Raw genomic sequence first — 21644 nt, forward strand, 5'->3', positions numbered from 1 at the left:
GCATGCTGATCATGACGTCGCACGGGTTGATAGGGCTGGTGTATTTATGCGCGGCTTTTTTGCTGATTTACGGGTTGTGGCGAATGTCGTCGCCCGTCACCGCGTCCGGGGGCATTCATGTCGCGGGATGGGGCATGGCCGGGGCCGTGGCGGTGAGCTTCCTGTATGTGTTTTCCGTGAGTGAGACGGCGCGCCCGCACTTGCCGGTCAATCTCAGTCTGGCGCTGCTGGCGTTGTTGCTGGGCGGTGGCGCCGCCTGGTGGAGTGGGCGTAAAGCGGCGATGACCGCCATGCCGCAGATGGTCGCGCTCTATAACGGCATGGGCGGGGGCGCCGCCGCCGCGATTGCCGCCATGGAGCTGTTCGGCGGGCGGATTGTCGACCTGCCGGCATTGGTCGGGACGCTACTCGGCGCGTTGATCGGCGCGGTGTCGTTATCGGGCTCCTTGATCGCCTGGGCCAAGTTGGACGGGCGCCTCGACAAACCCTTGCGCCTGAAGGGCCTGCAACTGATCAACGCACTGCTGATGCTGGTCACGCTCGGCGCCGGAGCCTGGCTGACGGTCGCCCTGCAGGCCGCCGAGGGTGCATCGGGCCCGTTGCTGTGGTTGATCGCGCTGTTCTTCGGCTGTGCATTGCTGTTCGGCGTGCTGATGACGTTGCCCATCGGTGGCGCCGACATGCCCGTGGTGATCTCCATCTACAACGCCTTTACCGGCCTGGCGGTGGGCCTTGAAGGCTTTGTGTTGCAGGTCCCGGCGATGATGATTGCCGGGATGCTGGTGGGCGCGGCGGGCGTGTTGCTCACCTTGCTGATGGCCAAAGCCATGAATCGCTCGGTGGCCCATGTGCTGTTTGCGCGGTTCGGCGATCAGCCCACCCGCAAAGGTGCGGCGATCGTGGGCGAGCTCAAGCCGATGGCTGCGAGTGATGCGGGCGTGGCCATGCGTTATGCGAATAAAGTCATCATCGTGCCGGGCTACGGCCTGGCGGTCGCGCAGGGCCAGCAAAAGCTGTATGAATTCGTCAAGTTGTTGCAGGCCCACGGTGTGCTGGTGCGCTTCGCAGTGCACCCGGTGGCGGGGCGCATGCCGGGGCAAATGGACGTGTTACTGGCCGAGGCGGGGGTGCCCTACGACCTGATTTTCCAACTGGACGACATCAATACCGACTTCCCCGACACCGATGTGGTGCTGGTGATCGGTGCCAACGATGTGGTCAACCCGGCGGCGCGCAACGACAAAGCCTCGCCGATCTACGGCATGCCGATCCTGGATGTGGACAAGGCGCACCATGTGTACGTGGTCAAGCGGGGCGAAGGCAAGGGCTATGCCGGGATCCAGAATCAGCTGTTTTACGCCGAGAACTGCAACATGGTGTACGGCGATGCCCAGGCGGTCCTGGTCAAAATGATCGAGGCGGTCAGAGGTCTGGGTTAACCCTTTATCCAGGCCTGGGCACGGCGATGTACCCTCGCCGGTAGTGATTGATTTGAATGTCGATTGAGGACGTGAACCCCATGGCTAAGGTTGAGGCAGGCTGGCGGCAGAACGCCGTGTTGACGGTGCGCGAGATGGCGGAGGCCGACCGGTTGTCGGTGGTTGCCGGTGTATCGTCGTTCGCGTTGATGAGCAACGCCGGTGCGGCGGTGGCCCGTGAAATCGAGCGGCGCTGGACACCCCGACCGCTGGTGGTGCTGTGCGGACCGGGCAACAACGGCGGCGACGGGTTTGTCACCGCCCATCGGTTGGCCGAGGCGGGCTGGCCGGTGAGGCTGGCCATGTGGGGCGATCCCAACGCCCTCAAAGGTGAAGCGGGGCGCCATGCGCAGCGTTGGCAGGGCAAGGTCCAAGCCCTGAGCCCCGCAGTGCTGGACGGCGCGCAGTTGATCGTCGATGCGCTGTTCGGCGCCGGTCTCAGCCGAGCGCTGGAGGGCGTGGTGCTCGACACCCTGGCCGCCGCCGGCCGTGGCCAGGCGCCGATTATCGCGATCGACACGCCCAGCGGCGTAATGGGCGATACCGGCGAAGCCCTGGGGGCCGTGGCGGCGGCAGTGACGGTGACGTTTTTGCGAAAAAAACCGGGGCATTTGCTGTCCCCGGGCCGAGGGCTGTGCGGCGAGGTCATCGTGGCTGACATCGGCACCCCCGACACGGTGTTCGACACCCTCGAACCCTTGGCCTTCGAGAATCATCCTGCGTTGTGGCGGGCCGATTTGCCGCGCGCCGATGCGCAGGAGCGTGCATTGCAGGGCCCTGGCGTGCTAATCGTTCACGAGGCGCCAGTGGCGTATACGGGCGACACGCTGAGCCGCACGCGAGCCGCTGCCCGCGACCGTTCGACGGTGATGGTGGTTCAAGGCCGCGACACACTCATCGCCGCGCCCGATGGCCGGGCCATCCTCCACACCCCTGGGCCGTCGACCACCGACACCGATGATGTGTTGAATGCAATTATCCAGCGCTTGCTGGCCCAGGGCATGCCGGCGTTTTCGGCGGCGGCGGCGGGCGTATGGCTGCACGACGCCGCCGTTGTCGAGAGTGGCCCGGGGTTGCGCTCAGAGGATGTGGCGCAACTGCTGCCACGGCTGTACGCCTGATTTGCGCGCCGGATCGGCGTGGGTTTGATTTTTATCAAGTGCCGACCGCCGGAAAAAGGCAGTTTAGCCCGCAGAGGCTTCAGGTCAGTGTCTTGTACTCGACGGACGACGCCGGGTTTTTTCGGTTTTAACGTGACAGGTATGCATGCTCGATCAAACGACCTGATGAAAGATCAAAAAAGAAGATGAAGCCACTGCACCAGTACCTTGCATCCCGAGAAGGTTACACACGAAGGTATTCAACTAATGGCTTCTCCTTTTGGCGTTTCAGGTTCCGAGCTGCAATACAGAAAGTTCAACTTTTCCGGCTTTGAACTGGCGGGCGATTTGCGCTTGCCAGTGGGGACTGACTGCTTGGTCATCCTGGTTCACAGCAGTGGCGGAGGCCGTGCGAACCCGCGCAACCACTACATCGCCGAGTACCTGGCGCGCCATGGGATGGGCACCCTGGTGGTGGACCTGCTGACGCGCACAGAGCAACGCTGGGACAACCTGACCGGTGTGCTGCGTTTCGATATCCCGTTGCTCGCTGATCGACTGACCCAGGTCATCGACGCGACGTCCCGCGACGCGCAATTACGCAAGCTCGGCATGGGCCTGTTCGGCGCCAGTACCGGCGCCGCCGCCGTGCTGGTGGCCGCTGCCCGCTCGCCCGCTGTGCAGGCCGTCGTCAGTCGCGGCGGGCGCACCGATCTGGCGGCCCAGGCATTGCCCCTGGTCAGCGCGCCGACCTTGCAAGTGGTGGGCGCCGAGGACCCGATGATCCTGCGCCTGAATGCGCAGACCGGTCAGACATTGCACTGCGAGCACCGCCTGGAGGTGATCAAGGGCGCGACCCATCTGTTCAAAGAACCCGGCGCCCTGGCAGACGTTGCGCGGCTCACCGGTAACTGGTTCGAGCAGCACTTGCACAGGGAGCACACATGCACTTCTTAGCCTTGGCAGTGGACTTCGACGGCACCATCGCCGAACACGGCAATGTTCCGGGCGAAGTCTGTGAAGCGTTGCTCACCCTGAAAAACAGCGGTCGCAAGTTGCTGCTGATTACCGGTCGCGAGTTGCAGGCGCTCAAGCACCAGTTTTCCCGGTTGGACCTGTTTGACCTGGTCGTCGCGGAAAACGGCGCGCTGTTGTACGACCCGGCCACGGACACCGAGGAACTCATCGCCGACCCTGCGTCGACCGAGCTGGTGGGGCGCCTGCGCGACAAGGGCGTGTCGCCGTTGTCGGTCGGCAGGTCTGTCATCGCCACTTGGCATCCGTTCGAGGACGCGGTGATCAGCAGCATCCGCGAACTGGGCCTGGAACTGCATATCACCTTCAACAAAGACGCGATCATGGTCTTGCCGCCGTCGGTGAACAAGGCTTCGGGCCTGAGTGCCGCGTTGTTGAGGCTGGGGATCTGCGAGTTGAACGTGGTCGGGGTGGGCGATGCCGAAAACGATCACGCGTTTCTGGCCAGTTGTGGCTGCGCGGCGGCGGTGAGCAATGCCATCGCGTCGATCAAAGCCCGTGCGGACATCTGTCTCACTCAGGACCACGGCCGCGGTGTCTGCGAACTGATCGACCTGCTGCTGCAAAAGGACGCCGCGCTGGTGCCCGTCGAGCGCATCGGCCTGCCACTGGGCCAGACCGACGACGCGCGGCCGATATGGTTGGCGGCCGAATCGGTGCTGCTGGTGCTCGGCAACTCAGGCTCCGGCAAATCGAACTACGTGACCTGGCTGACGGAACGCATGATCCACGCCCATCAGGGTTTCTGCGTCATCGACCCCGAAGGCGACTATCTGTCGCTGGCGGGCGCGGTCACGGTCGGCGGCCTGACGGTTCCGCCGACCACCGAAGAGTCGCTGCATCATTTATTGCAGGCACGGCTTAACGTCGTGGTGAGCACCCTGGCTCTGGACGCAACGCAACGGGTGCAACTGTTCGGCGAACTGCTGCCGTTCATCCAACGCCTGCGCAGCACCACCGGCCGACCGGCCTGGCTGATCGTCGACGAGGCCCACTACATGCTGCCGCACTGCGCGGTGTGGCCGCAGGGGTTTCTCGCCAACATGGGGGCGGTCATCGTCGCCCTGGATTTCGATGAGGTCTGCCCCGCGTTGCTTGAGGGCGTCGACGTACTGGTGACGCTGGGCAGCACGGCCAGGGAGTTGGTCAACCGGTTCGCCACGCGCACGCAACGCCGGGTGCCGATCTTTCCGGCCAGCTCGCCAGGGCTGGACCAGGTGTGTCTGTGGGACCTGCACGACGCTGAGCGGGTGGTCCTGCTGGAGCAACAACGGCCCGATCAGGCCCATCACCGCCACAGCGGCAAATATGCCGTGGGGGATGTGGGGGCCTGGCACGCGTTCTACTTTCCCGCGCTGGGCCAGAGTGCCTCAAACCTGAGCGAGTTCCTGTCCGCGCTGGCGCGCCTGGACGACCACGGGTTTCGTGAACATAGCGACGCCCGGGATTTTTCCAACTGGTTCCGCGAGGTGATACGCGACGACGTGCTGGCCAACAAAACCCGGCTGATCGAGTCAGACGAATCGGTGTCGCGCCAGGTGGCGCTGGCGCAGATCACTGACCTTGTGCAAGCGCGCTACCACCTGGACGACCTGTGATATGCGCGTGCCTTCGTTCAGAGTTGCAGTTCATGGACCAGGCGGTCGAAATCGCGCCCCAGGTACACCGAGGTGAAGCCCTGTTGCTTGTACAGCCCATGGATCGGGTAATCGGTCGACAGGTTGGTCGAGCACAGGGTGTGCAAGCCCTCGCGCCTGGCGGCAACGATCAGATGCCCCAGCAATAACCGTCCCAGGCCCTTGCGCTGCCACGCTTCGGCAACGGCCACCGCGCACTCGCCGCGATTTTCTTCGAGCCGCGTATAGCGACTGACGCCGATGACCTGCAATTCACCGTCGTTGTGTATCAGCGCCAGGTAGCCTCGGCTGACATCCTCGGAGACGCTCAGCAGCGAATCGATGATGCGCTCGTCGACATGACTGACCGCGCCCAAAAAGCGGAATCGCAATGACAGCGGCGACAAACGCTGGAAAAACACCAGCAGGCGCAGGCGGTCTTCCATCGACAGCGGACGAATCAGCACGTGGGTGCCGTCGTGCAGGGTGTCCAGCCAATGCTCCGAAGGCGCTGTCTTATCCATTTCGGCGATCAGGGCGGCGGTGTGTGGATTAGCGAACATGGGTCTCTCCAGCGCGGGGCAGGCGTTCAGATCAGAGGGGCGAACGACCAACTCGATCACACTGCGGGCTGGGCGGGTCGGGCTTATTGATTAAAGTCAAACAGCACACAGACCGAGCGGCTCAGAATCGAGCTTTGCTCAATCGCTCAGGGACACGGCATGTCTGTTGAACCGCCCATTCCAGCTGTCCTCCCCGCGCCGGTGCTTGAAGAAGGGCAACACTACAATCGCCCGGCGCTGTGGCTGACCTGGCTGCTGGGCGCGGCGATGTTCGCCACGGTGGTCGGCGTGGCGCTGCAGTTCACCGACGTCGAATCCTTCACCCGTTTGCTCACCGAGGCCGAGCCCCTGTGGCTGGTGGGCGCCCTGGCCTTGCAAGCCCTGACCTATACGGCCCAGGGCCAGGTGTTTCGCGTCGTGCTCAAGGCCGGGGCGCAACCACTGTCACTCTGGGAAGCGGGCAAGCTCAGCGTGATGAAGCTGTTTGTCGATCAGGCCCTGCCATCCTCCGGGATCAGCGGGGCCTTTGCGGTGGTGGCCTCGTTCGTGCGCCTGGGGTTCGCCAAACCGCTGGTGCTGGCAAGCCTGGTGCTGGATTTGTCCGGGTACTTCCTGGCGTATGCGCTGTCGGTCGGCGTGGCGTTGGCGGTGGTGATCGTCCAGGGGCATGCGACGCCCGTGGTGGTGACCGCGTGCCTGGTGTTCGTGGCGGTCAGCCTGATCCTGGCCGTCGTCACGCCACGGCTTGCGGGCAATTCGCACCTGGCGGTGCATATACCGGGGCAGCGTTTTGCGATTGTCGCCAGAACCGTTTCATTGCTGACGGGCGCGGACAGCCAACTGGTCCGCAGTCGCGGCCTGTTATGGCGGATTACCTTGCTGGAGCTGGCGATCATCCTGCTCGACAGTGCCACGTTATGGGTGCTGGTGCGCGCGCTGGGCGTCTCGGCGCCGCCGTTGGGGCTGTTCGCCGGGTTTATGCTGGCCAGTGTGCTGCGCAGCATCGGCATTGTGCCGGGCGGCCTGGGCGCCTTCGAGGCGGCGGCGGTGGTGACCCTGCATTGGGTGGGGGTGAACATTGCCGTGGCGCTGTCCGCCACCTTGTTGTTTCGTGGCCTGACGTTCTGGATACCGATGCTGCCCGGCCTGTGGCTGGCCCATCGGGAATGGCAATCCAGCGCCAAGCATCCCGCGCGGCTGGTCAACGCCGATTACTGGAGCCCGCCGGTGAGCCAGGTGTTCAGCAGCGTGCACAGCTCGCCGCACGGCTTGAGCCAGGCCCAGGCTGGCGTGCGAATGCGCGCCGCGCCGGCCCAGGCCAAGGACCGGCCACGGGGGTTGGCCAGGTTGGTGCTGGAGCAAATGCGCACGCCGCTGGTGCTGATTCTGATCGTCGGCGCACTGGTGGCCGTGGCCGTGGGCGACTGGCTGGATGCGGCGATTGTCGGCTGCATCGTGCTGATCAGCGCGGTACTCAGCGCCTGGTATGAAAGCCGCGCCAGTCATGCCGTGGAGCAACTGCGGCGCAAGATCGCGCTGCGCGCCACCGTGCGTCGCGACGGCAAGCCCGTAGACGTTGCCGCCAGCGACGTGGTGCCGGGGGATATCCTGCTGCTCAGCGCCGGCAGCCTGATCGCTGCAGATGGCCGCATCCTGCAGGCGCTCGACTGTTTTATCGGCGAGAGCCTGCTCACGGGCGAAACCTTCCCGGTGGAAAAGTCACCGGGCGAGTGCGCTGCCGATGCCACCCTGGGGCAACGTCACAACTGCGTGTTTATGGGCACCTCGGTGCGCAGCGGCACCGCCGAAGTGCTGGTCACACGCTATGCCCAGGAGAGCGAAATCGGGCAGATCGCCAAGACCCTGGCGCTGCGACCGCCCGAAACCGAGTTCGAGCGTGGCCTGCGGCGCTTCGGCGGTTTGCTGTTGCGGGTGATGCTGGTGATCACCATCGTGGTGTTCGGCATCAATATTTTGCTGCACCGCCCAGCCCTCGACACCCTGTTGTTTGCCATCGCATTGTCCATCGGCCTGTCGCCGGAGCTGTTACCGGCGATCCTGAGCATCACCCTGTCCAAAGGCGCCCAACGCATGGCGGCCAAAGGCGTGATCGTGCGGCACCTCAATGCCATCGAAAACCTCGGCGCCATGGACATCCTGTGCACCGACAAGACCGGCACGTTGACCCGTGGCGTGGTGATTCTGGACGGCGCCATGGATACCGACGGCCAGGTCGATCCGGCTATTTTGCAGTTGGCGGTGTTCAACGCGAGTTTGCAGACTGGCATGCGCAATGCGATGGACGACGCCATCAGCGTGGCCGGCAAAGACCTGGCGCCATGCCCCGACGTGACCAAATTCGATGAGGTGCCCTACGACTTCGTGCGCAAGCGCCTGAGCGTGGTGCTGGCCAATGCGCCCGAGGCCAACCGGCTGATGGTGACCAAGGGTGCGCTGGATAACGTGCTGGAGGTCTGCACCCGGGTGCGCCGCGGCGAACAGTCATTGGCGCTGGACGCAAAGGAACAGGCGGCGATCCGGCAGCGTTTCGCCGACTGGAGCGAGCAGGGCTTTCGCGTGCTCGGCCTGGCCACGCGAATATTGCCGGACCAGCCGCACTATGGCCGCGACGAAGAACAGGGCATGACCTTTCGCGGCTTTCTGTTGTTCTTCGACCCGCCCGAGCCTGGGGTCAAGGACACCCTGGCCAGCCTCGCGCGGCTCGGCGTGCAGGTAAAAATCATCAGTGGCGACAGCCACCTGGTCGCGCGCCATGTCGGCGAGGCCGTGGGCCTGCCCGTCGAGCGCATCATCACCGGTGCCGAACTGGCCGCGATGAAAGACGAAGCCTTGATGCACCTGGCGCCGCTGACGACGCTGTTTGCCGAGGTCGACCCCAACCAGAAAGAGCGCATCATCCGCGCCCTGCAAAAGACCGGGCATGTCGTCGGGTACATGGGCGACGGCATCAACGATGCGCCGGCGCTGCAAGTGGCCGATATCGGCATTTCCGTGGATAACGCCGCCGACGTGGCCAAGCAGGCCGCCGACTTCGTGTTGCTGGAACACGACCTGAACGTGCTGCGCGAAGGCATCGAAGAGGGCCGGCATACCTTTGCCAATACCTTGAAGTACATCTCGATCGTCTCCAGCGCCAATTTCGGCAACATGATCAGCATGGCCCTGGCGTCCCTGGTGCTGCCGTTCCTGCCGATGCTGGCCAAGCAGATCCTGCTCAACAACTTCCTGTCCGATATCCCCTCCATGGGGATTTCCAATGACAACGTCGACCGCGAATGGGAAAACACCCCGCATCGCTGGAACATCAGCGAAATCCGCAACTTCATGGTGGTGTTCGGGCTGGTCAGTTCGCTGTTCGATATCCTCACCTTCGGGGCCCTGTACCTGCTGGCGGAAAAGGGTCCCGAACTGTTCCGCAGCGGCTGGTTCGTGGAGTCGCTGCTGACCCAACTGCTGACCATCTTCATCGTGCGCACTTACCGACCGTTCTACCGAAGCCGTTCAGCGACACTGCTGCTGGTCAGCGCGTCGCTCATCGGCGTGCTGGCCGTCGCGTTGCCTTACAGCCCGCTGGCGGCCTGGTTCGGCCTGGTGCCGTTGCCCTTGCCGATCCTGTTGACGGTGCTGGCTATCAGCCTGGTCTACATGGCAGCGGCGGAAGGGGTGAAGCGGGTTTTTTACCGCCGCCAGCGCTTGCGCCGCGCAAGTCCTGCGCCCGGCGCGGTGTGATGAACCGAGCGCCGGGAGGCTATCGCTCGCGTGTCCAACGGATGGTCACGCTGCATTGGTTATCGTCGTAGTGGTACTGCGCCTGGCCTTTGTAGGCGGCTTCGAGCGCATGCCCCAGGCAGTTGGCGAGATGCACCCCGGTGGTGGTCACCGTCAGCTCGTCCACCGTGTCGGTCAGGTGAATGATGCGCTCCAGCGCGTGCTCGGCCTTTTCGCGTTTTTCGGTGTGTTCGAACAGGTGCACGATTTCATCGCGGTGCTGCGGCCAGAAACTGCCCGACAGGGTCAGCGTGCCGGCTGCGGCGTTGTCGGCAATGCGCCGGCAGGCGGGGCAGGTCACGCTCTGCGCGTCGGGGACCAGCGTGTTTTCGGGGTGGTTCCACGTCCAGTTGCCTGCCTGATACACCGCATCGCACTGTGGGCAGATAGCCGCACCTTCCACCTTCGGCAAGCAATAGGGATCGTGGGGGGCCTGCTTGAACAGTTGGTTTTTCTGGCTGTGTTGATATTTGTCCATGGTCGTTCTCCTGGGGGCTCCGGGCTGCGGGATTTCACCCGTTGATTGGGGCGCTGTTTTCGGCCGGGCGCGTTGATTTTTGTCAACTCCCGGCCGCCAGGCGACAGTCGGTGACGGGCGTCTGCGTGCCTGGGATTTTGTTGATAAAAGTCAAGGCTGGCGCGGCCACATCGTAGAAGCTGCAAGCCTGATGCATGGCAGACCTGACAGGAGAGCACCCCGATGGCTCACAGCAAAATCGTGTTTCGTGCGGCGGCTCGCGAAAAGATCCTCAGCGGCGCGACCCAATTGGCGGATGCGGTGCGCGTCACGCTGGGGCCCAAATCCAAATCGGTGCTGATTCAGAACACGTGGGGCAACCCGACCGTCTGCAACGACGGCGTGACCATTGCCAAACGCATCGACCTGCTCGACCCCGAGGAAAACCTCGGCGCGCAAATGCTGCGCCAGGCCGCCGAGCGCACCGGCGAGGCGGTCGGCGACGGCACCAGTACCTCAACGGTGCTGGCCCACGCGATCCTGGCCGATGGCATCCGCAATGTGGTGGCGGGGGCCAGCGCGATCGATCTCAAGCGTGGCCTGGACCGTGGCCTGGCCTTGGTGATCGAGTCGCTGGCGGCGCAATCGCGGCCCGTCAGTACACCGAGGGAAAAGGCCCAGGTCGCGACGCTGTCGGCGCATAACGACAGCGTCATCGGCCAACTGGTGGCAGACGCCCTGGAGAAGGTCGGTGTTGAGGGCGTGGTCAGCGTCGAAGAGTCCAAGACCACCGAAACGGTGGTGGAGGTCATGGAGGGGATGCGCTTCGACCGCGGCTATGTCTCGCCGTATTTCGTCACCGATGCCGAGAAGATGCAGGTCGAGTTCGAGGATGCCTGGCTGCTGCTCTGCGACCATAAGATCGGCATCCTCAAAGACCTGCTGCCGTTGCTGGAGCTGGTCGCCAAAAGCGGACAGCCCCTGGTGCTGATCGCCGATGACATCGAAGGCGAAGCCCTGAGCACCCTGGTCGTCAACCACATACGGGGCGTGCTTAAAGCGGTGGCGATCAAGGCCCCCGGCTTTGGTGATCGGTGCAAGGACATGCTGCAGGACATGGCCGTGCTGACCGGTGGCACGGTGATTTCCAACGAACTGGGCATCGCCCTCGAACAGGTGGAACTCAAGCAACTGGGGCGGGCGCATCGGGTCGTGGTGCAAAAGGACAGCACCGCGCTGATCGGCGGCGCCGGTACCCGCGAAGCCATCGACGCGCGCCTGCAACAGATCCGCGCGCAAATGGCGACCACCACCAGCGATTACGACCGCGAAAAGCTTCAGGAACGCCTGGCCAGGCTGTCCGGTGGCGTCGCCGTGATTCGCGTGGGCGCGCCGTCCGAAGCGGAAATGAAGGCGCGCAAGGATGCGTTGGATGACGCCATCGCCGCGACCCGTGCGGCGATAACCGAAGGGACCGTGCCCGGCGGCGGGCTGGCGCTGCTCAAGGCGGTGCCGGCGATTGTCGCCGAGGAAGCCCGCCAGGAGGGCGATGTGCGCACCGGTCTGCAGATACTGCGTCGCGCCCTGGAAGCCCCGACCCGACTCATCGCGGAAAACTCGGCGGTGGACGCCGGCGTCGTCGTTGCACGCATGCTCGCCGAGCCTGGAAACACAGGCTTCGATGCCTCCACCAATACCTATGTCGACCTGTACGAAGCCGGCATCATCGACCCCACCAAAGTCGTGCGGATCGCCCTTGAGAATGCTGTTTCCGTTGCCAGCATCCTGCTCCTCACCGAAGCGAGCATCACCGATATTCCAGAACCGCCAGCGCCGGCCCCATCACCGTTTCCCGAGGGCTGACGGGGTGAAGAATCCTCTCCATCAAGGCATGCAACCATGAACCTGAACAAAGCCATTTCCGGTCGGCGCTCGACCCGTGACTACACGGCCGAACCCGTCGATGAAAAAGTGATTTTGCGTTTGATCGACGCCGCCACGCAGGCGCCGAGCGCCATGAACCAGCAACCATGGACGTTCACCGTGATCCGTGACCAGGCGCTGCTGGAGCGGATCTCCCGCGAGGCCAAGGCCTGCATGCTCGCCACCACGCCCGTGGGCTCGCACTCCAGCCACTTCCAGTCGCTGCTCAGCGAAGACAGTTTTCAGCTCTTCTACCACGCTCCGGTGCTGGTGCTGATCTCGGGGAATGAGTCCAGTCAGTGGATGGTCGCAGACTGCGCCCTGGCGGCCCAGAACCTGATGCTGGCAGCGTACGCCGAAGGGTTGGGCACCTGCTGGATCGGCTTCGCCCAGGGCTTTCTCAATACGCCGGAAGGCAAGCATATGCTCGGCCTGCCCGCCGAGTGGATGCCGGTGGCGCCGATTATCGTCGGGCATCCACTGTCGACGGCGGTGCCCGTCGCGCACAAGGCCCCCGAGATTCATTGGATAGGCTGACCCCACGAGCGGTATGCGGTGCTTGTGTGTGGGTTTTTTGACGTGGATCAGAGACCCCGCTGTGGTGACTCCTATGCTCGACCTGACTCCCCCTGCGTTGAGATGAACTCACATGAACAGACACCGTTTGATTGGCCGATGCTTGTGGGTCGCCGCCAGCGTTTTGCTGCTACCGGCCAGCGGTGCATTCGCCGGCACCATGATGTCGACGCCAGGCGGCATGTTCCATCACGCGGCGGATTTCGACTGGATCAAACACACCCAACAGACCCTGGACGACCTCAAGGGCAAGCTCAATCTCAAGCCGGAGCAACTGCCCGCCTGGGAGACCTGGGCCAAGGGGGTTATCGCCGATGCCAATCAGCAGGAAAAGAGCAACGCCGCCGACAGTGAACGCGAGCCCGCCGAAAAAGTCCTGAAGGATGAAACCACGCCCGAGCGAATGGCCAAAGGCATAGCGCGCCTGCGTACGCAGGCCAACTGGATACAGGCGCAACTGGTGCGCCTGGACGCGGCCCAGGCGCGCACGCAAACCTTCTACGACGCCCTGGACCCTCAACAGAAAACCATCTTCGACCTGTTCTGGACCGTGATGCATCACCGGTTCGCCGGCCATGAAGGCTGGCAGATGCCGATGCACATGTCCGGGCCAAGCCAGCCGTAAACCGTCTTTGCGGTTCCATGGGGTAAGCATCATGAACATCCATTCGGTAAAGCGTTATGTGCTGACAGGACTCATCCTGCTGGCCACGGGGGTTATATTGCCGGCCCATGCCGGGCCTCACGGCGGCGGGCATGGTGGCGGGCCGGGCTGGTGGGGGATCGGGCTCGGCCTGGGCTTGGGGTGGGAGGCGGCGCGTATCGCCAACCCGTATTACTACTACCCTGCGTACCCGGTCTATTACTACCCCGCGCCGGTTTACAACTATTACCCGGCCAACCCGCCGGCGGTGGTGATCGAACCGGCTCCGGCTGGCGCAACGCCGCCCGCCCAATCGGTACCCAATTGGTATTACTGCGAATCCGCCAGAGGCTATTACCCGACGGTACGTCAGTGTCCCGAAGCCTGGCGTCTCGTTCCCGCCACGCCGCCTGGCCCCGTCCGCTGAGGGCGCGGGCTGTTTTCAATTTTTCTGGAGTCGAATCATGAGCCAATACACCTGCTTGTTACTGATCATCAACCCCGCCTTGCGCGATTCCCCGGCGATCCCCCATGCGGCGGCCCTGGCCAAAGCCAGCGGCGCGACCTTGCATATCGCTGCGCTGGCAACGCCGTTGAAGATCTTCCCGTTGCTGGACAAAGACGTGCGCGAAAAAGCCCGGGCCGCCTACCTTCAGGATCATCGCGACTGGTTGACGCAACAGGACAACAATCTTCGTGCGCTCGGGCTCAATGTCACGACGCAGGTGGAATGGGCCGACGACCTCAAGCAAGACATCCTGGATTACGTCACAGAGATGCAGCCTGATCTGTTGATCAAGCAAGTGGAGCACGAGTCCGCATTGAAACGCGCGTTCTTCACGCCGCTGGACTGGCAGTTGCTGCGCGAGTGTCCGGTGCCGGTCTACCTGATCGGCGCTGGCGGGCATGCCTTGCCGCGCATCATCGTGGCGGCGGTCGATGCCTCGGATACTCAGCCGGCCAACAGCGACCTGAACGATCGCATCGTCGAGCAGGCCAACACCCTGGCGCTGCAATGCGACGCCGACCTGCACTTGCTGTATGCCTGCGATATCTCCGCGCTCTACATGACCGACATGGGCGGCCTGGCCGTTACCGATCTGATGGAAGACCTGCAGAGCACCGAGAAAGACCGGTTCTTCGAACTGGCCCAGCGCTATGGCGTCCCCGCAGATCGTCACCACTTTGTCCTGGGCAGTCCCGTCACGGCGTTGACCCAGTTCGCGACGCAGTATCAGGTGGATGTGATCGTGATGGGCCGGGTTCGCTATCGCGGTATAGAAAAGCTGCTGGGCAGCACCACCGAACACATCCTGTACCAGGTGCCGAGCAGCATTCTGGCGGTCTGATCCGATCTCGTAAAACCACAGGCGTGCGCGCCTGATGAGGTGAGCCATGACGCAAAGCCCTTCCTTGCAAACGCTCTGGCAGGACCGGTCGGTGGCCGGTCAAAGCCTGGTGGAGCCGTTGCTCAAATACGCACGGCGCCCCGAGGTCATCATCCTGGCCTTGCCCCGTGGCGGCGTGCCGGTGGCCTACGAAGTGGCCACCGCGCTGCAAGTGCGCCTGGACCTGCTGGTGGTGCGCAAGCTCGGCGTGCCGTCCCACCCGGAATTCGCCATGGGCGCGATTGCCAGTGGCGGGATACAGATTCGCAACGAGAAAGTGCTGGAGGCGTATTCGATTGATTCCCACAGCTATGACACGGTCGTCGTACAGGAAACCCTGGAACTGGCGCGTCGCGAGCGGGTTTACCGCGGCGACCGTGCGCCGCTGCAACTCAAGGATCAGGTGGTCATCCTGATCGACGATGGCCTGGCCACCGGCGCCTCGATGACCGCCGCGATCCACGCGGTGCAGTTGCAGGCGCCGGCGCGTATCGTCGTGGCGGTGCCGGTGGCGCCGCTGGAAACCGTGGAAACCTTGCGTTGCGTCGCCAATGAAGTGGTGTGCACGCTGATCCCCGAGTGGATGACCTCCATCGGCTACTGGTACGAGCACTTTCCCCAGACGACGGACCCGCAGGTCATCGACTTATTGCACCGCGCCTGGCAGCGCGAATCCGCCGAGGCCGGCACGCGCGGCGCCTGATACCGCTAAACGCCGAACGGAAAGGTCTCGTCTTCCGGTTCCAGCGCCTGGCCTTTTGGCAGGGCCAGGGCTGTCACCGGTTGCGTCTGTTCGATCCAGACCATGGCATCGAACTGCTCGGCCAGGACCGCTTCGAAGTAGTGGCTCTGACGTTCGGTTTCCGGGCGGTAAATTACGCCAATGGCGCGCTCCAGCAAGGTGCCGGACAACGCATGGCGCAGCTCGGTGCGCTGCGGGTCGCGCCAGTCGGTCAAGGACGCCGGCACGCCGGCCTTGAGGAACTGATGCTCCCAACTGTCCGGCAGGGCAGGGCGGACGTCCTTGATGAACATCGCACCGTCCCAGTCATCGGCCGCCGCCACTTGGCCGTGGTCGGTGCTCATGCCGATCAGCACCGCGTCGCGCCCGTAGGCACTGCGGCACAGTTGGCCGATATTGAACTGCCCCTTCCAGCCCATCTGCGTCGCGGCCGCATTGCCGATATGGGAGTTGTGCGCCCAGACCACGGCCTTGGCCTGCGGGCCACGATGCTCCAGCAGCGCGTGCAGGGTGTCGAACATGTGCCGGTCGCGCAGGTTCCAGGACGCCGTCGAGCCGCGATAAATCGCGCGGTAATACTGTTCCGCCGCCTGCACCACCCGGGCGTTTTGCGTGGCGTTGAAAAAACCTTCGTCATCCTTGATGAGCCCGGTCAATTGCTCGGCGAGCATGATGTGGAGCTGCTCGACCACCTGGTGTTCACAGGGCATCACACCGTTGCGTTCGACGAAGGGACCGTACGCGGCCGGATCATCCTGCCAGGGTGTCAGGCAGCTGTAGCGGCGCCGTGCTTCCTTGGCCAGATGGGGGTCCACACCATCCAGGTAGTGCAGCACCTCATGAATCGAGTTGCGCAGGCTGTAGACGTCCAGGCCACGGAATTCGACGCGGCCTTCAGGGGCGCGCTGATGGTTGAACCGATGCAGCCAATGGGCGAAGGCCTTGACCTCGGCGTTGCGCCACATCCAGGTGGGGAAGCGGCTGAAGATATGGCGCTTCCAGGCCGACGGGGCCAATCCGCGCACATAGCGGTCGACATGCCCGGCATCTGGCCAGTCGGCTTCGACCGCCACCACATTGAAGCCGTGGTGCTCAATCAAGCGCTGGGTAATGGCCGCGCGGGTTCGATAGAAATCATGGGTGCCATGGCTGGCCTCGCCGATCAGGACCACCCGCGCATCGGCGTAGCGGTCGAACAACTCACCGAAGGCCGGCGACTCCAGCGCCGGCAGCGGCTCGGCATACTGGCGCAGGAGCGGGGCGATCGCCGCCGTGTCGAGGCACCGGGCCGTGCCATAGCAGTTATCCAGCCAGTCCTGGGAAGGGGTGCTCATCATCGTCGTCCTCGGGCGGTTTGTTCATTCCTACACCCTGGCCCAAGCGAATCCTTGAGGTTTATCAATAAAGCCTGCACGGCGTTGGGCGAAGGTGTCTGAACCCGATAGGCGCCGGCCAGCGCCGCGGATCATTGAGGCATGAGCTATGAGCGGCGCTATCCAACGATCCCCACTGACGCTTGCCCTCTGTGCGGCGCTGCTGATGGGCTGTTCCCACACCAGCGAGCGCCCATCGAAGGCCATCTCGAACATGCCCACGCTCGCCCTGGTCGATAACGTCTGCGCGCTGTGCCATGGGCTGACGGGGGAGTCCGTTTCGCCGATGATTCCCAAGCTGGCCGGTCAGCAAAAAGACTATCTGAAGGCGCAGTTGATGCAGTTCAAAGCCCACTCGCGCATGGACAAGGCCGCGACCGAGTACATGTGGGGGTTTACCCATTTGACGGACACGCAGATCGCTGAACTGGCGGACTACTTTGCCGCACAGCCGCCTATGCAAGCACCGGCCCAAACGTCTGATGCGAGGGGTGAGCTGATCTTCCGCCGTGGCGTGCCCGCAGCCGGCATTGCCCAGTGCAGCGCCTGCCATGGTGCGCAGGGCCAGGGGCAGGGCCAGACGCCGCGTGTGGCCGGCCAGCACGCAGCCTATATGGTCAGCCAGCTCAACGTCTTTCAACAGGCCGACCTGCGTCAGCGTGGCGACCTGAGCAGCGAGATCGCGCATACGCTGTCCGATGCCGATGCCGATGCCGAATCGGTCGCGCAATACATGGCAAGGCTGGGGCGTGCACCGTCAACCCCATGACTGGCGGCTGAGTGGTGGATCTTTGACAAAGATCAGTGCCTCCCATCCCCGGCGCCGGATACTTGAATGGCAGCAGGCTCTTTCCTACTGTGACTCTCAAGGAGAATACCCATGAATAAGCGCGTATCCGTTGTCCTGCTCAGCGTCCTTCTGGCGTTGTCGGCCGGTTGCAGCAGCAAGCACACCAAAGAAGTCGATGCTCGCCTGGACTCCGCCCAAAGCAATGCCTTGTCGGCACAGGCCAGGGCTGACCAAGCGTATGCGAAAGCGGAGCAGGCGGCGGCAGCGGCCAGTCAGGCGCAAAGCACGGCCGATCAAGCCAATGACCGTGCGAGCCGGATGCTCGAAAAAGCCACACGCAAGTAGTGAACGGTTGCAGCACCCGGCATATTGTCGGGTTTGCTGCAAGGCTTGGCCCCTGCGCCCGGCATCAGTCGTGTTCTTCCCACTTCCCCCCTCGATTTGTCCAGCCCCTATACCCAGATGCTAATCCATGGCTCGCCTATCAAGGTGCCGTGGGCGTTCGGCCAGGTGCTGCCGGTCGCCGGGCAAAAAAATCCCCTTGCCGGTTTCCCGACAAGGGGCAGTGCAGCCCGGGATTTACTCGCCTTTGATCGGTACGACTTTATCCGCTTTCATGGCTTCGGGTTTCTTCGGCAATGAAATGCTCAGCACGCCCTTGCTGAAGCTCGCGTCGATCTTGTCGGCATCAATCCCTTTGGGCAGGTTGAATACCCGCTCGAAGGAGCCGTAATGGCGCTCGCTGAGGTGGTAGCCCTTGTGTTTTTCTTCCTTGTCTTCGTGTTTTTCGCCCTTGATGATCAGGCTGCCGTTGGACAGTTTGATCTCGATGTTTTTCTGATCCATGCCGGGTACTTCGGCGGTGATTTCGTAGCTTTTGTCTTTCTCGACGATGTCCACGGCCGGCATGCCATGGCCCATCAGCTCGCGCCGCCAGAACGGTTCGACATCGAACAGGCCACGGCCGAAGGGTGACAGGCTGGAACCGCGATTGAAGTCGTCAAACAGGTGATCAACCTGTTGGCGCAGTTTTTCCAGCGGCCGCCACAGTTCGGTCGTGGCGGGATGCTGGTCGGCGGTGTGTTCGGTAGTGACCGGCATTTTTTTTGCGGAATTGCTCATCTCTCGGTACTCCTCTTCAGATTGGAGGCAGCCTGCGAACTTCTTCAGCGCGGGCTGCCAGGACAGTTCGATGGGTTACAGGGTCAGCGTCCCGCTCCACAGCATCCATGCGGCATACGCGGCGGCGGCCCAGATGATGATCAACAGCCCGGTTTCAGGACCGCTGAGCGACTGGCCCTGACGGGCCTTCATGGTGCCCAGGTAGATCAACGAGCCTGGGGCATAGAGAAGGGCGCTGAGCAGCATGTATTTGGGCCCGGCGGCATACAGCAACCACATGCAGTACAGCGTGGCGACAGCGGCGATGGCCATGTCGCGCAGTTGCAGGGCGCGGTGGCCAGCGTAGGTTTCACCCTTCCAGCTCAGTTTCAAGGCATACAGGCCGCTGAACAGGTACGGCAGCAGGATCATCGAGGTGGCCAAGGAGATCAGCGCCAGATAGGTCGCGCTCGAATACAGGGTCAGCAGCAGGAACACTTGAATGCAGCCATTGGTCAGCCACAGCGCATTGGCGGGCACGCCTTGGGTGTTTTCCACTGCCAGCGCACCGGGCATGACCTTTTCCTTGGCCGGGGTGAACACCGACTCGGCCGCCAGCAGCGTCCAGGCGAGTAGGGCGCCGCCCACCGAAATGATCAGGCCGATGCTGATCAACACCGCGCCCCAGGGGCCGGCGGCGACTTCAAGCACACCCGCCATCGATGGGTTTTTCAACGCGGCCAGTTCCGGTTGTTTGAGCACGCCCAGGGACAACAGCGACACCGCAATCAGCAGCAACAGGGTGATCACAAAGCCGATCACCGTGGCGCGCCCGACATTGGCGCGCTCCGCCGCACGCGCAGAAAACACGTTGGCGCCCTCGATGCCGATAAACACCCAAACGGTGACCAGCATGGTGCTTTTGACTTGGTCCAGGGTGCTGCCCAATGCCGGTGCGCCCCAGAAGTCGACACTGAACGTCTCACGCTGAAACGCGGCGATCACCAGACCGATAAACAGCAGCAGCGGGACGATCTTCGCCACCGTTGTCAACGCATTGGCCCGCGCCGCCGTGCGCATGCCCCGCAGGATCATCCAGTGCAACGCCCACAGCACCACGGAGGCCCCGGCGATGGCGGCCTTGTTGTTGCCTTCGCCGAACAGCGGGAAGAAGTAGCTCAGGGCCGCGAACAGGATCACCAGGTAACTGACGTTGCCGATCCAGGCACTGATCCAGTAACCCCACGCCGAGTTGAAACTCAGGTATTCACCGCCCAGTGCGCGGGCGTAGGCAAACACGCCGTTATCCAGCGCGGGCTGGCGGTTGGACAAGGTCTGATAAACCAAGGCCAGGGACAGCATGCCAACGCCAGTGATCAACCAACCGATCAGGATCGCGCCGGCGCCGGCACTCGCGGCCATGTTTTGCGGCAGGCTGAAAATACCGCTGCCGATCATCGAACCGACCACCAGGGCAATCAGCAGACTCAGCGATAAACGCTTGGGTTCGACCTTGCGCACACTGCCTACAAGGGGGTGCGCAGAAGATGGCGGGATGACTGGTTGGGTGCCTTGCACATGCGTTGCCATGACGAGCCTCCACGAAATGATTGGGTCTGCATCCCTCGGAGGTGAGGGGGCGACTGCTGCCATTAATTTCTGCGTGAAGGCCGGGGCCCTGATTGATTTAGATCAGAAAGCCGCCAAACAGTCTCGCCAGGGAGGCGGCGAGCAGGGCAGGCGCGGGTTTGTTGAGGAAGGTCAACTCGTCATCCGGCGCGCGGTGCAGACTTCCTCCAGCGCGGGACCATCGCCACGCCGCCTCGACCACTGCACAAGGGAGCAGGGCCACGCCATGACGAATACCTCTTGCCCGGTGCTGCTGGTGCTGAATGCGGGGTCCTCGACACTCAAGTTCTCCCTTTACCCCGCGACCGCAGCGACCGCGCCGTGCCTGGGCAGCGGCAGCATCGAGGTGCGCGAGGGCCAGGCCAGCCTGGTGTATCAAGGCTGCGGGCTCGAGGCTGAACACCGTGAGCAATGGTCGAGCGATAGCTGCCTGGACGAAACCTCGTTGAACCGGCTGTTGCACTGGATCGCCCGCCAACCCGATATACACATGGCCGGGGCGGCGCATCGCGTGGTGCATGGCGGCAGCCGCCGTGAGGTGGCCGCACGGGTCGACGCCGCATTGATCGCTGAACTGCAGGCGCTGATCCCCATCGCGCCTTTGCACCAGCCGCTGTGCCTGGCGCCGATCCTGCATTTGGCCCGGGAACATCCCGACATGCCCCAGGTGGCGTGTTTTGATACTGCGTTCCACCACACCCTCGATCCGCTGGAAACCCAATACGGACTGCCGCGCGCGCTGAGCGAAAAAGGCCTGCGCCGCTACGGTTTCCATGGCCTGTCGTATGAATTCATCGCCGGTGTCCTGGCGGAATACGACCCACGGGCGGCGAGCGGACGAACGATTGTCGCCCACTTGGGCAACGGTGCCAGTTTGTGTGCCATGCATAACCGCATCAGCCGGGGCACGACCATGGGGTTTTCCACCCTCGACGGGCTATTGATGGGCACCCGGCCGGGCAACCTGGACCCCGGCGTAGTGCTGTACCTGCTGCGCGAGGACGGCATGAGCGTGCAGGCGGTCGAACATTTGCTGTATCACGAATGCGGCTTGCTCGGCGTATCGGGCGGGCTGTCCAGTGACATGCGCACGCTGCTGGCCAGCCCGGCGCCGTTGGCCAAACAGGCGGTCGCGCTGTTCGTGCGCCGCGTCATCAAGGAGATCGGCGCGCTGGCGGCCTTGCTCGGCGGTGTCGACAGCCTGGTGTTGACCGGTGGCATTGGCGAGCATGCGCACGAGGTCCGCGATGGAATTCTCGCGGGGTGCGCCTGGTTGGGCGTGGTCCGCGACGCAGCCCGTGGCTGCGGTCCGTCGGCCTGCCTGACGATGCCGGGCAGCAGCGTCTCGGCCTGGATGATCGCCACCGATGAGAACGCCGTCATCGCGCGCCACAGCCTGGCCTTGCTGGGCCGGCCGGCGCCGCGCATGACACTTTAGCCG

20 protein-coding genes are annotated in these 21644 nt (G+C 63.5%); 14 read left to right on the forward strand and 6 right to left on the reverse strand.

What is annotated here, in order from left to right; translation table 11 throughout:
• Nucleotides 1-11: 11 nt before the first annotated feature.
• The 4 genes from ACLH0J_RS18660 (at nucleotide 12) to ACLH0J_RS18675 (ending at nucleotide 5211) form a co-directional block, all read left to right on the forward strand.
• Nucleotides 12-1439 carry an NAD(P)(+) transhydrogenase (Re/Si-specific) subunit beta gene (locus ACLH0J_RS18660; RefSeq protein WP_411392859.1) on the forward strand — a complete coding sequence of 476 codons (1428 nt, stop codon included), beginning with the start codon at nucleotides 12-14 and terminating at the stop codon, nucleotides 1437-1439.
• Between the two features lie 80 nt (nucleotides 1440-1519).
• Complete coding sequence (locus ACLH0J_RS18665; RefSeq protein WP_411388501.1) at nucleotides 1520-2599, forward strand: NAD(P)H-hydrate epimerase; 1080 nt, start codon at nucleotides 1520-1522, stop codon at nucleotides 2597-2599.
• Between the two features lie 246 nt (nucleotides 2600-2845).
• Complete coding sequence (locus tag ACLH0J_RS18670; RefSeq protein WP_411388502.1) at nucleotides 2846-3535, forward strand: dienelactone hydrolase family protein; 690 nt, start codon at nucleotides 2846-2848, stop codon at nucleotides 3533-3535.
• Nucleotides 3523-5211, forward strand: a complete 1689-nt coding sequence (locus ACLH0J_RS18675) for an HAD-IIB family hydrolase (RefSeq protein ID WP_411388503.1) — start codon at nucleotides 3523-3525, stop codon at nucleotides 5209-5211. Before ACLH0J_RS18670 ends, ACLH0J_RS18675 begins: the two co-directional genes overlap by 13 nt.
• Nucleotides 5212-5228: 17 nt before the next feature.
• On the opposite strand, the gene ACLH0J_RS18680 is transcribed toward ACLH0J_RS18675, so the two are convergent.
• A complete protein-coding gene (locus ACLH0J_RS18680) occupies nucleotides 5229-5792 on the reverse strand; it encodes a GNAT family N-acetyltransferase (RefSeq protein WP_411388504.1) in 564 nt (187 codons plus the stop codon).
• 159 nt (nucleotides 5793-5951) lie between these two features.
• On the opposite strand from ACLH0J_RS18680, the gene mgtA reads away from it, so the two are divergent.
• Entirely contained in the window at nucleotides 5952-9542 is a 3591-nt protein-coding gene (mgtA, locus tag ACLH0J_RS18685) for a magnesium-translocating P-type ATPase (protein WP_411388505.1), read from the forward strand.
• A gap of 19 nt (nucleotides 9543-9561) precedes the next feature.
• Here the strand turns inward: mgtA and ACLH0J_RS18690 are convergent, their stop codons facing one another.
• Nucleotides 9562-10059 (reverse strand): BCAM0308 family protein, encoded by a 498-nt coding sequence (locus tag ACLH0J_RS18690; protein WP_411388506.1) that lies wholly within the window; start codon nucleotides 10057-10059, stop codon nucleotides 9562-9564.
• A gap of 222 nt (nucleotides 10060-10281) precedes the next feature.
• On the opposite strand from ACLH0J_RS18690, the gene groL reads away from it, so the two are divergent.
• The 6 genes from groL to ACLH0J_RS18720 all read left to right on the forward strand — a co-directional run bounded on the left by groL (nucleotide 10282) and on the right by ACLH0J_RS18720 (nucleotide 15271).
• Nucleotides 10282-11901, forward strand: a complete 1620-nt coding sequence (groL, locus tag ACLH0J_RS18695) for a chaperonin GroEL (RefSeq protein ID WP_411388507.1) — start codon at nucleotides 10282-10284, stop codon at nucleotides 11899-11901.
• Nucleotides 11902-11937: 36 nt separating this feature from the next.
• Nucleotides 11938-12498, forward strand: coding sequence for a nitroreductase family protein (locus ACLH0J_RS18700; protein ID WP_411388508.1), 561 nt, complete (start codon nucleotides 11938-11940; stop codon nucleotides 12496-12498).
• 112 nt (nucleotides 12499-12610) lie between these two features.
• Entirely contained in the window at nucleotides 12611-13162 is a 552-nt protein-coding gene (locus tag ACLH0J_RS18705) for a Spy/CpxP family protein refolding chaperone (protein WP_411388509.1), read from the forward strand.
• Nucleotides 13163-13220: 58 nt separating this feature from the next.
• Complete coding sequence (locus ACLH0J_RS18710; protein ID WP_411388510.1) at nucleotides 13221-13607, forward strand: hypothetical protein; 387 nt, start codon at nucleotides 13221-13223, stop codon at nucleotides 13605-13607.
• A 37-nt stretch (nucleotides 13608-13644) separates the two neighbouring features.
• Nucleotides 13645-14529: a universal stress protein gene (locus tag ACLH0J_RS18715; protein WP_411388511.1), complete on the forward strand. Its 885-nt coding sequence runs from the start codon at nucleotides 13645-13647 to the stop codon at nucleotides 14527-14529.
• Between the two features lie 46 nt (nucleotides 14530-14575).
• A complete protein-coding gene (locus tag ACLH0J_RS18720) occupies nucleotides 14576-15271 on the forward strand; it encodes a phosphoribosyltransferase (protein WP_411388512.1) in 696 nt (231 codons plus the stop codon).
• 5 nt (nucleotides 15272-15276) lie between these two features.
• On the opposite strand, the gene ACLH0J_RS18725 is transcribed toward ACLH0J_RS18720, so the two are convergent.
• On the reverse strand, nucleotides 15277-16644 hold the full coding sequence (locus ACLH0J_RS18725; RefSeq protein ID WP_411388513.1) for an erythromycin esterase family protein: 1368 nt from the start codon (nucleotides 16642-16644) through the stop codon (nucleotides 15277-15279).
• A 148-nt stretch (nucleotides 16645-16792) separates the two neighbouring features.
• On the opposite strand from ACLH0J_RS18725, the gene ACLH0J_RS18730 reads away from it, so the two are divergent.
• Together ACLH0J_RS18730 and ACLH0J_RS18735 are read left to right on the forward strand one after the other, a co-directional pair.
• Entirely contained in the window at nucleotides 16793-17452 is a 660-nt protein-coding gene (locus ACLH0J_RS18730; protein ID WP_411388514.1) for a c-type cytochrome, read from the forward strand.
• A gap of 111 nt (nucleotides 17453-17563) precedes the next feature.
• Nucleotides 17564-17818 carry an Lpp/OprI family alanine-zipper lipoprotein gene (locus ACLH0J_RS18735; RefSeq protein ID WP_411388515.1) on the forward strand — a complete coding sequence of 85 codons (255 nt, stop codon included), beginning with the start codon at nucleotides 17564-17566 and terminating at the stop codon, nucleotides 17816-17818.
• 234 nt (nucleotides 17819-18052) lie between these two features.
• Here the strand turns inward: ACLH0J_RS18735 and ACLH0J_RS18740 are convergent, their stop codons facing one another.
• The 3 genes from ACLH0J_RS18740 to ACLH0J_RS18750 all read right to left on the reverse strand — a co-directional run bounded on the left by ACLH0J_RS18740 (nucleotide 18053) and on the right by ACLH0J_RS18750 (nucleotide 20426).
• A complete protein-coding gene (locus ACLH0J_RS18740; protein ID WP_411388516.1) occupies nucleotides 18053-18595 on the reverse strand; it encodes an Hsp20/alpha crystallin family protein in 543 nt (180 codons plus the stop codon).
• A 75-nt stretch (nucleotides 18596-18670) separates the two neighbouring features.
• Complete coding sequence (gene arcD / locus ACLH0J_RS18745) at nucleotides 18671-20164, reverse strand: arginine-ornithine antiporter (RefSeq protein WP_411388517.1); 1494 nt, start codon at nucleotides 20162-20164, stop codon at nucleotides 18671-18673.
• A 97-nt stretch (nucleotides 20165-20261) separates the two neighbouring features.
• Nucleotides 20262-20426: a hypothetical protein gene (locus tag ACLH0J_RS18750; RefSeq protein WP_411388518.1), complete on the reverse strand. Its 165-nt coding sequence runs from the start codon at nucleotides 20424-20426 to the stop codon at nucleotides 20262-20264.
• Between the two features lie 3 nt (nucleotides 20427-20429).
• On the opposite strand from ACLH0J_RS18750, the gene ACLH0J_RS18755 reads away from it, so the two are divergent.
• Complete coding sequence (locus ACLH0J_RS18755) at nucleotides 20430-21641, forward strand: acetate/propionate family kinase (protein WP_411388519.1); 1212 nt, start codon at nucleotides 20430-20432, stop codon at nucleotides 21639-21641.
• Nucleotides 21642-21644: the final 3 nt, after the last annotated feature.

Origin of the sequence: Pseudomonas sp. MPB23, assembly GCF_046605395.1 — a bacterium.
GTDB lineage: Bacteria > Pseudomonadota > Gammaproteobacteria > Pseudomonadales > Pseudomonadaceae > Aquipseudomonas.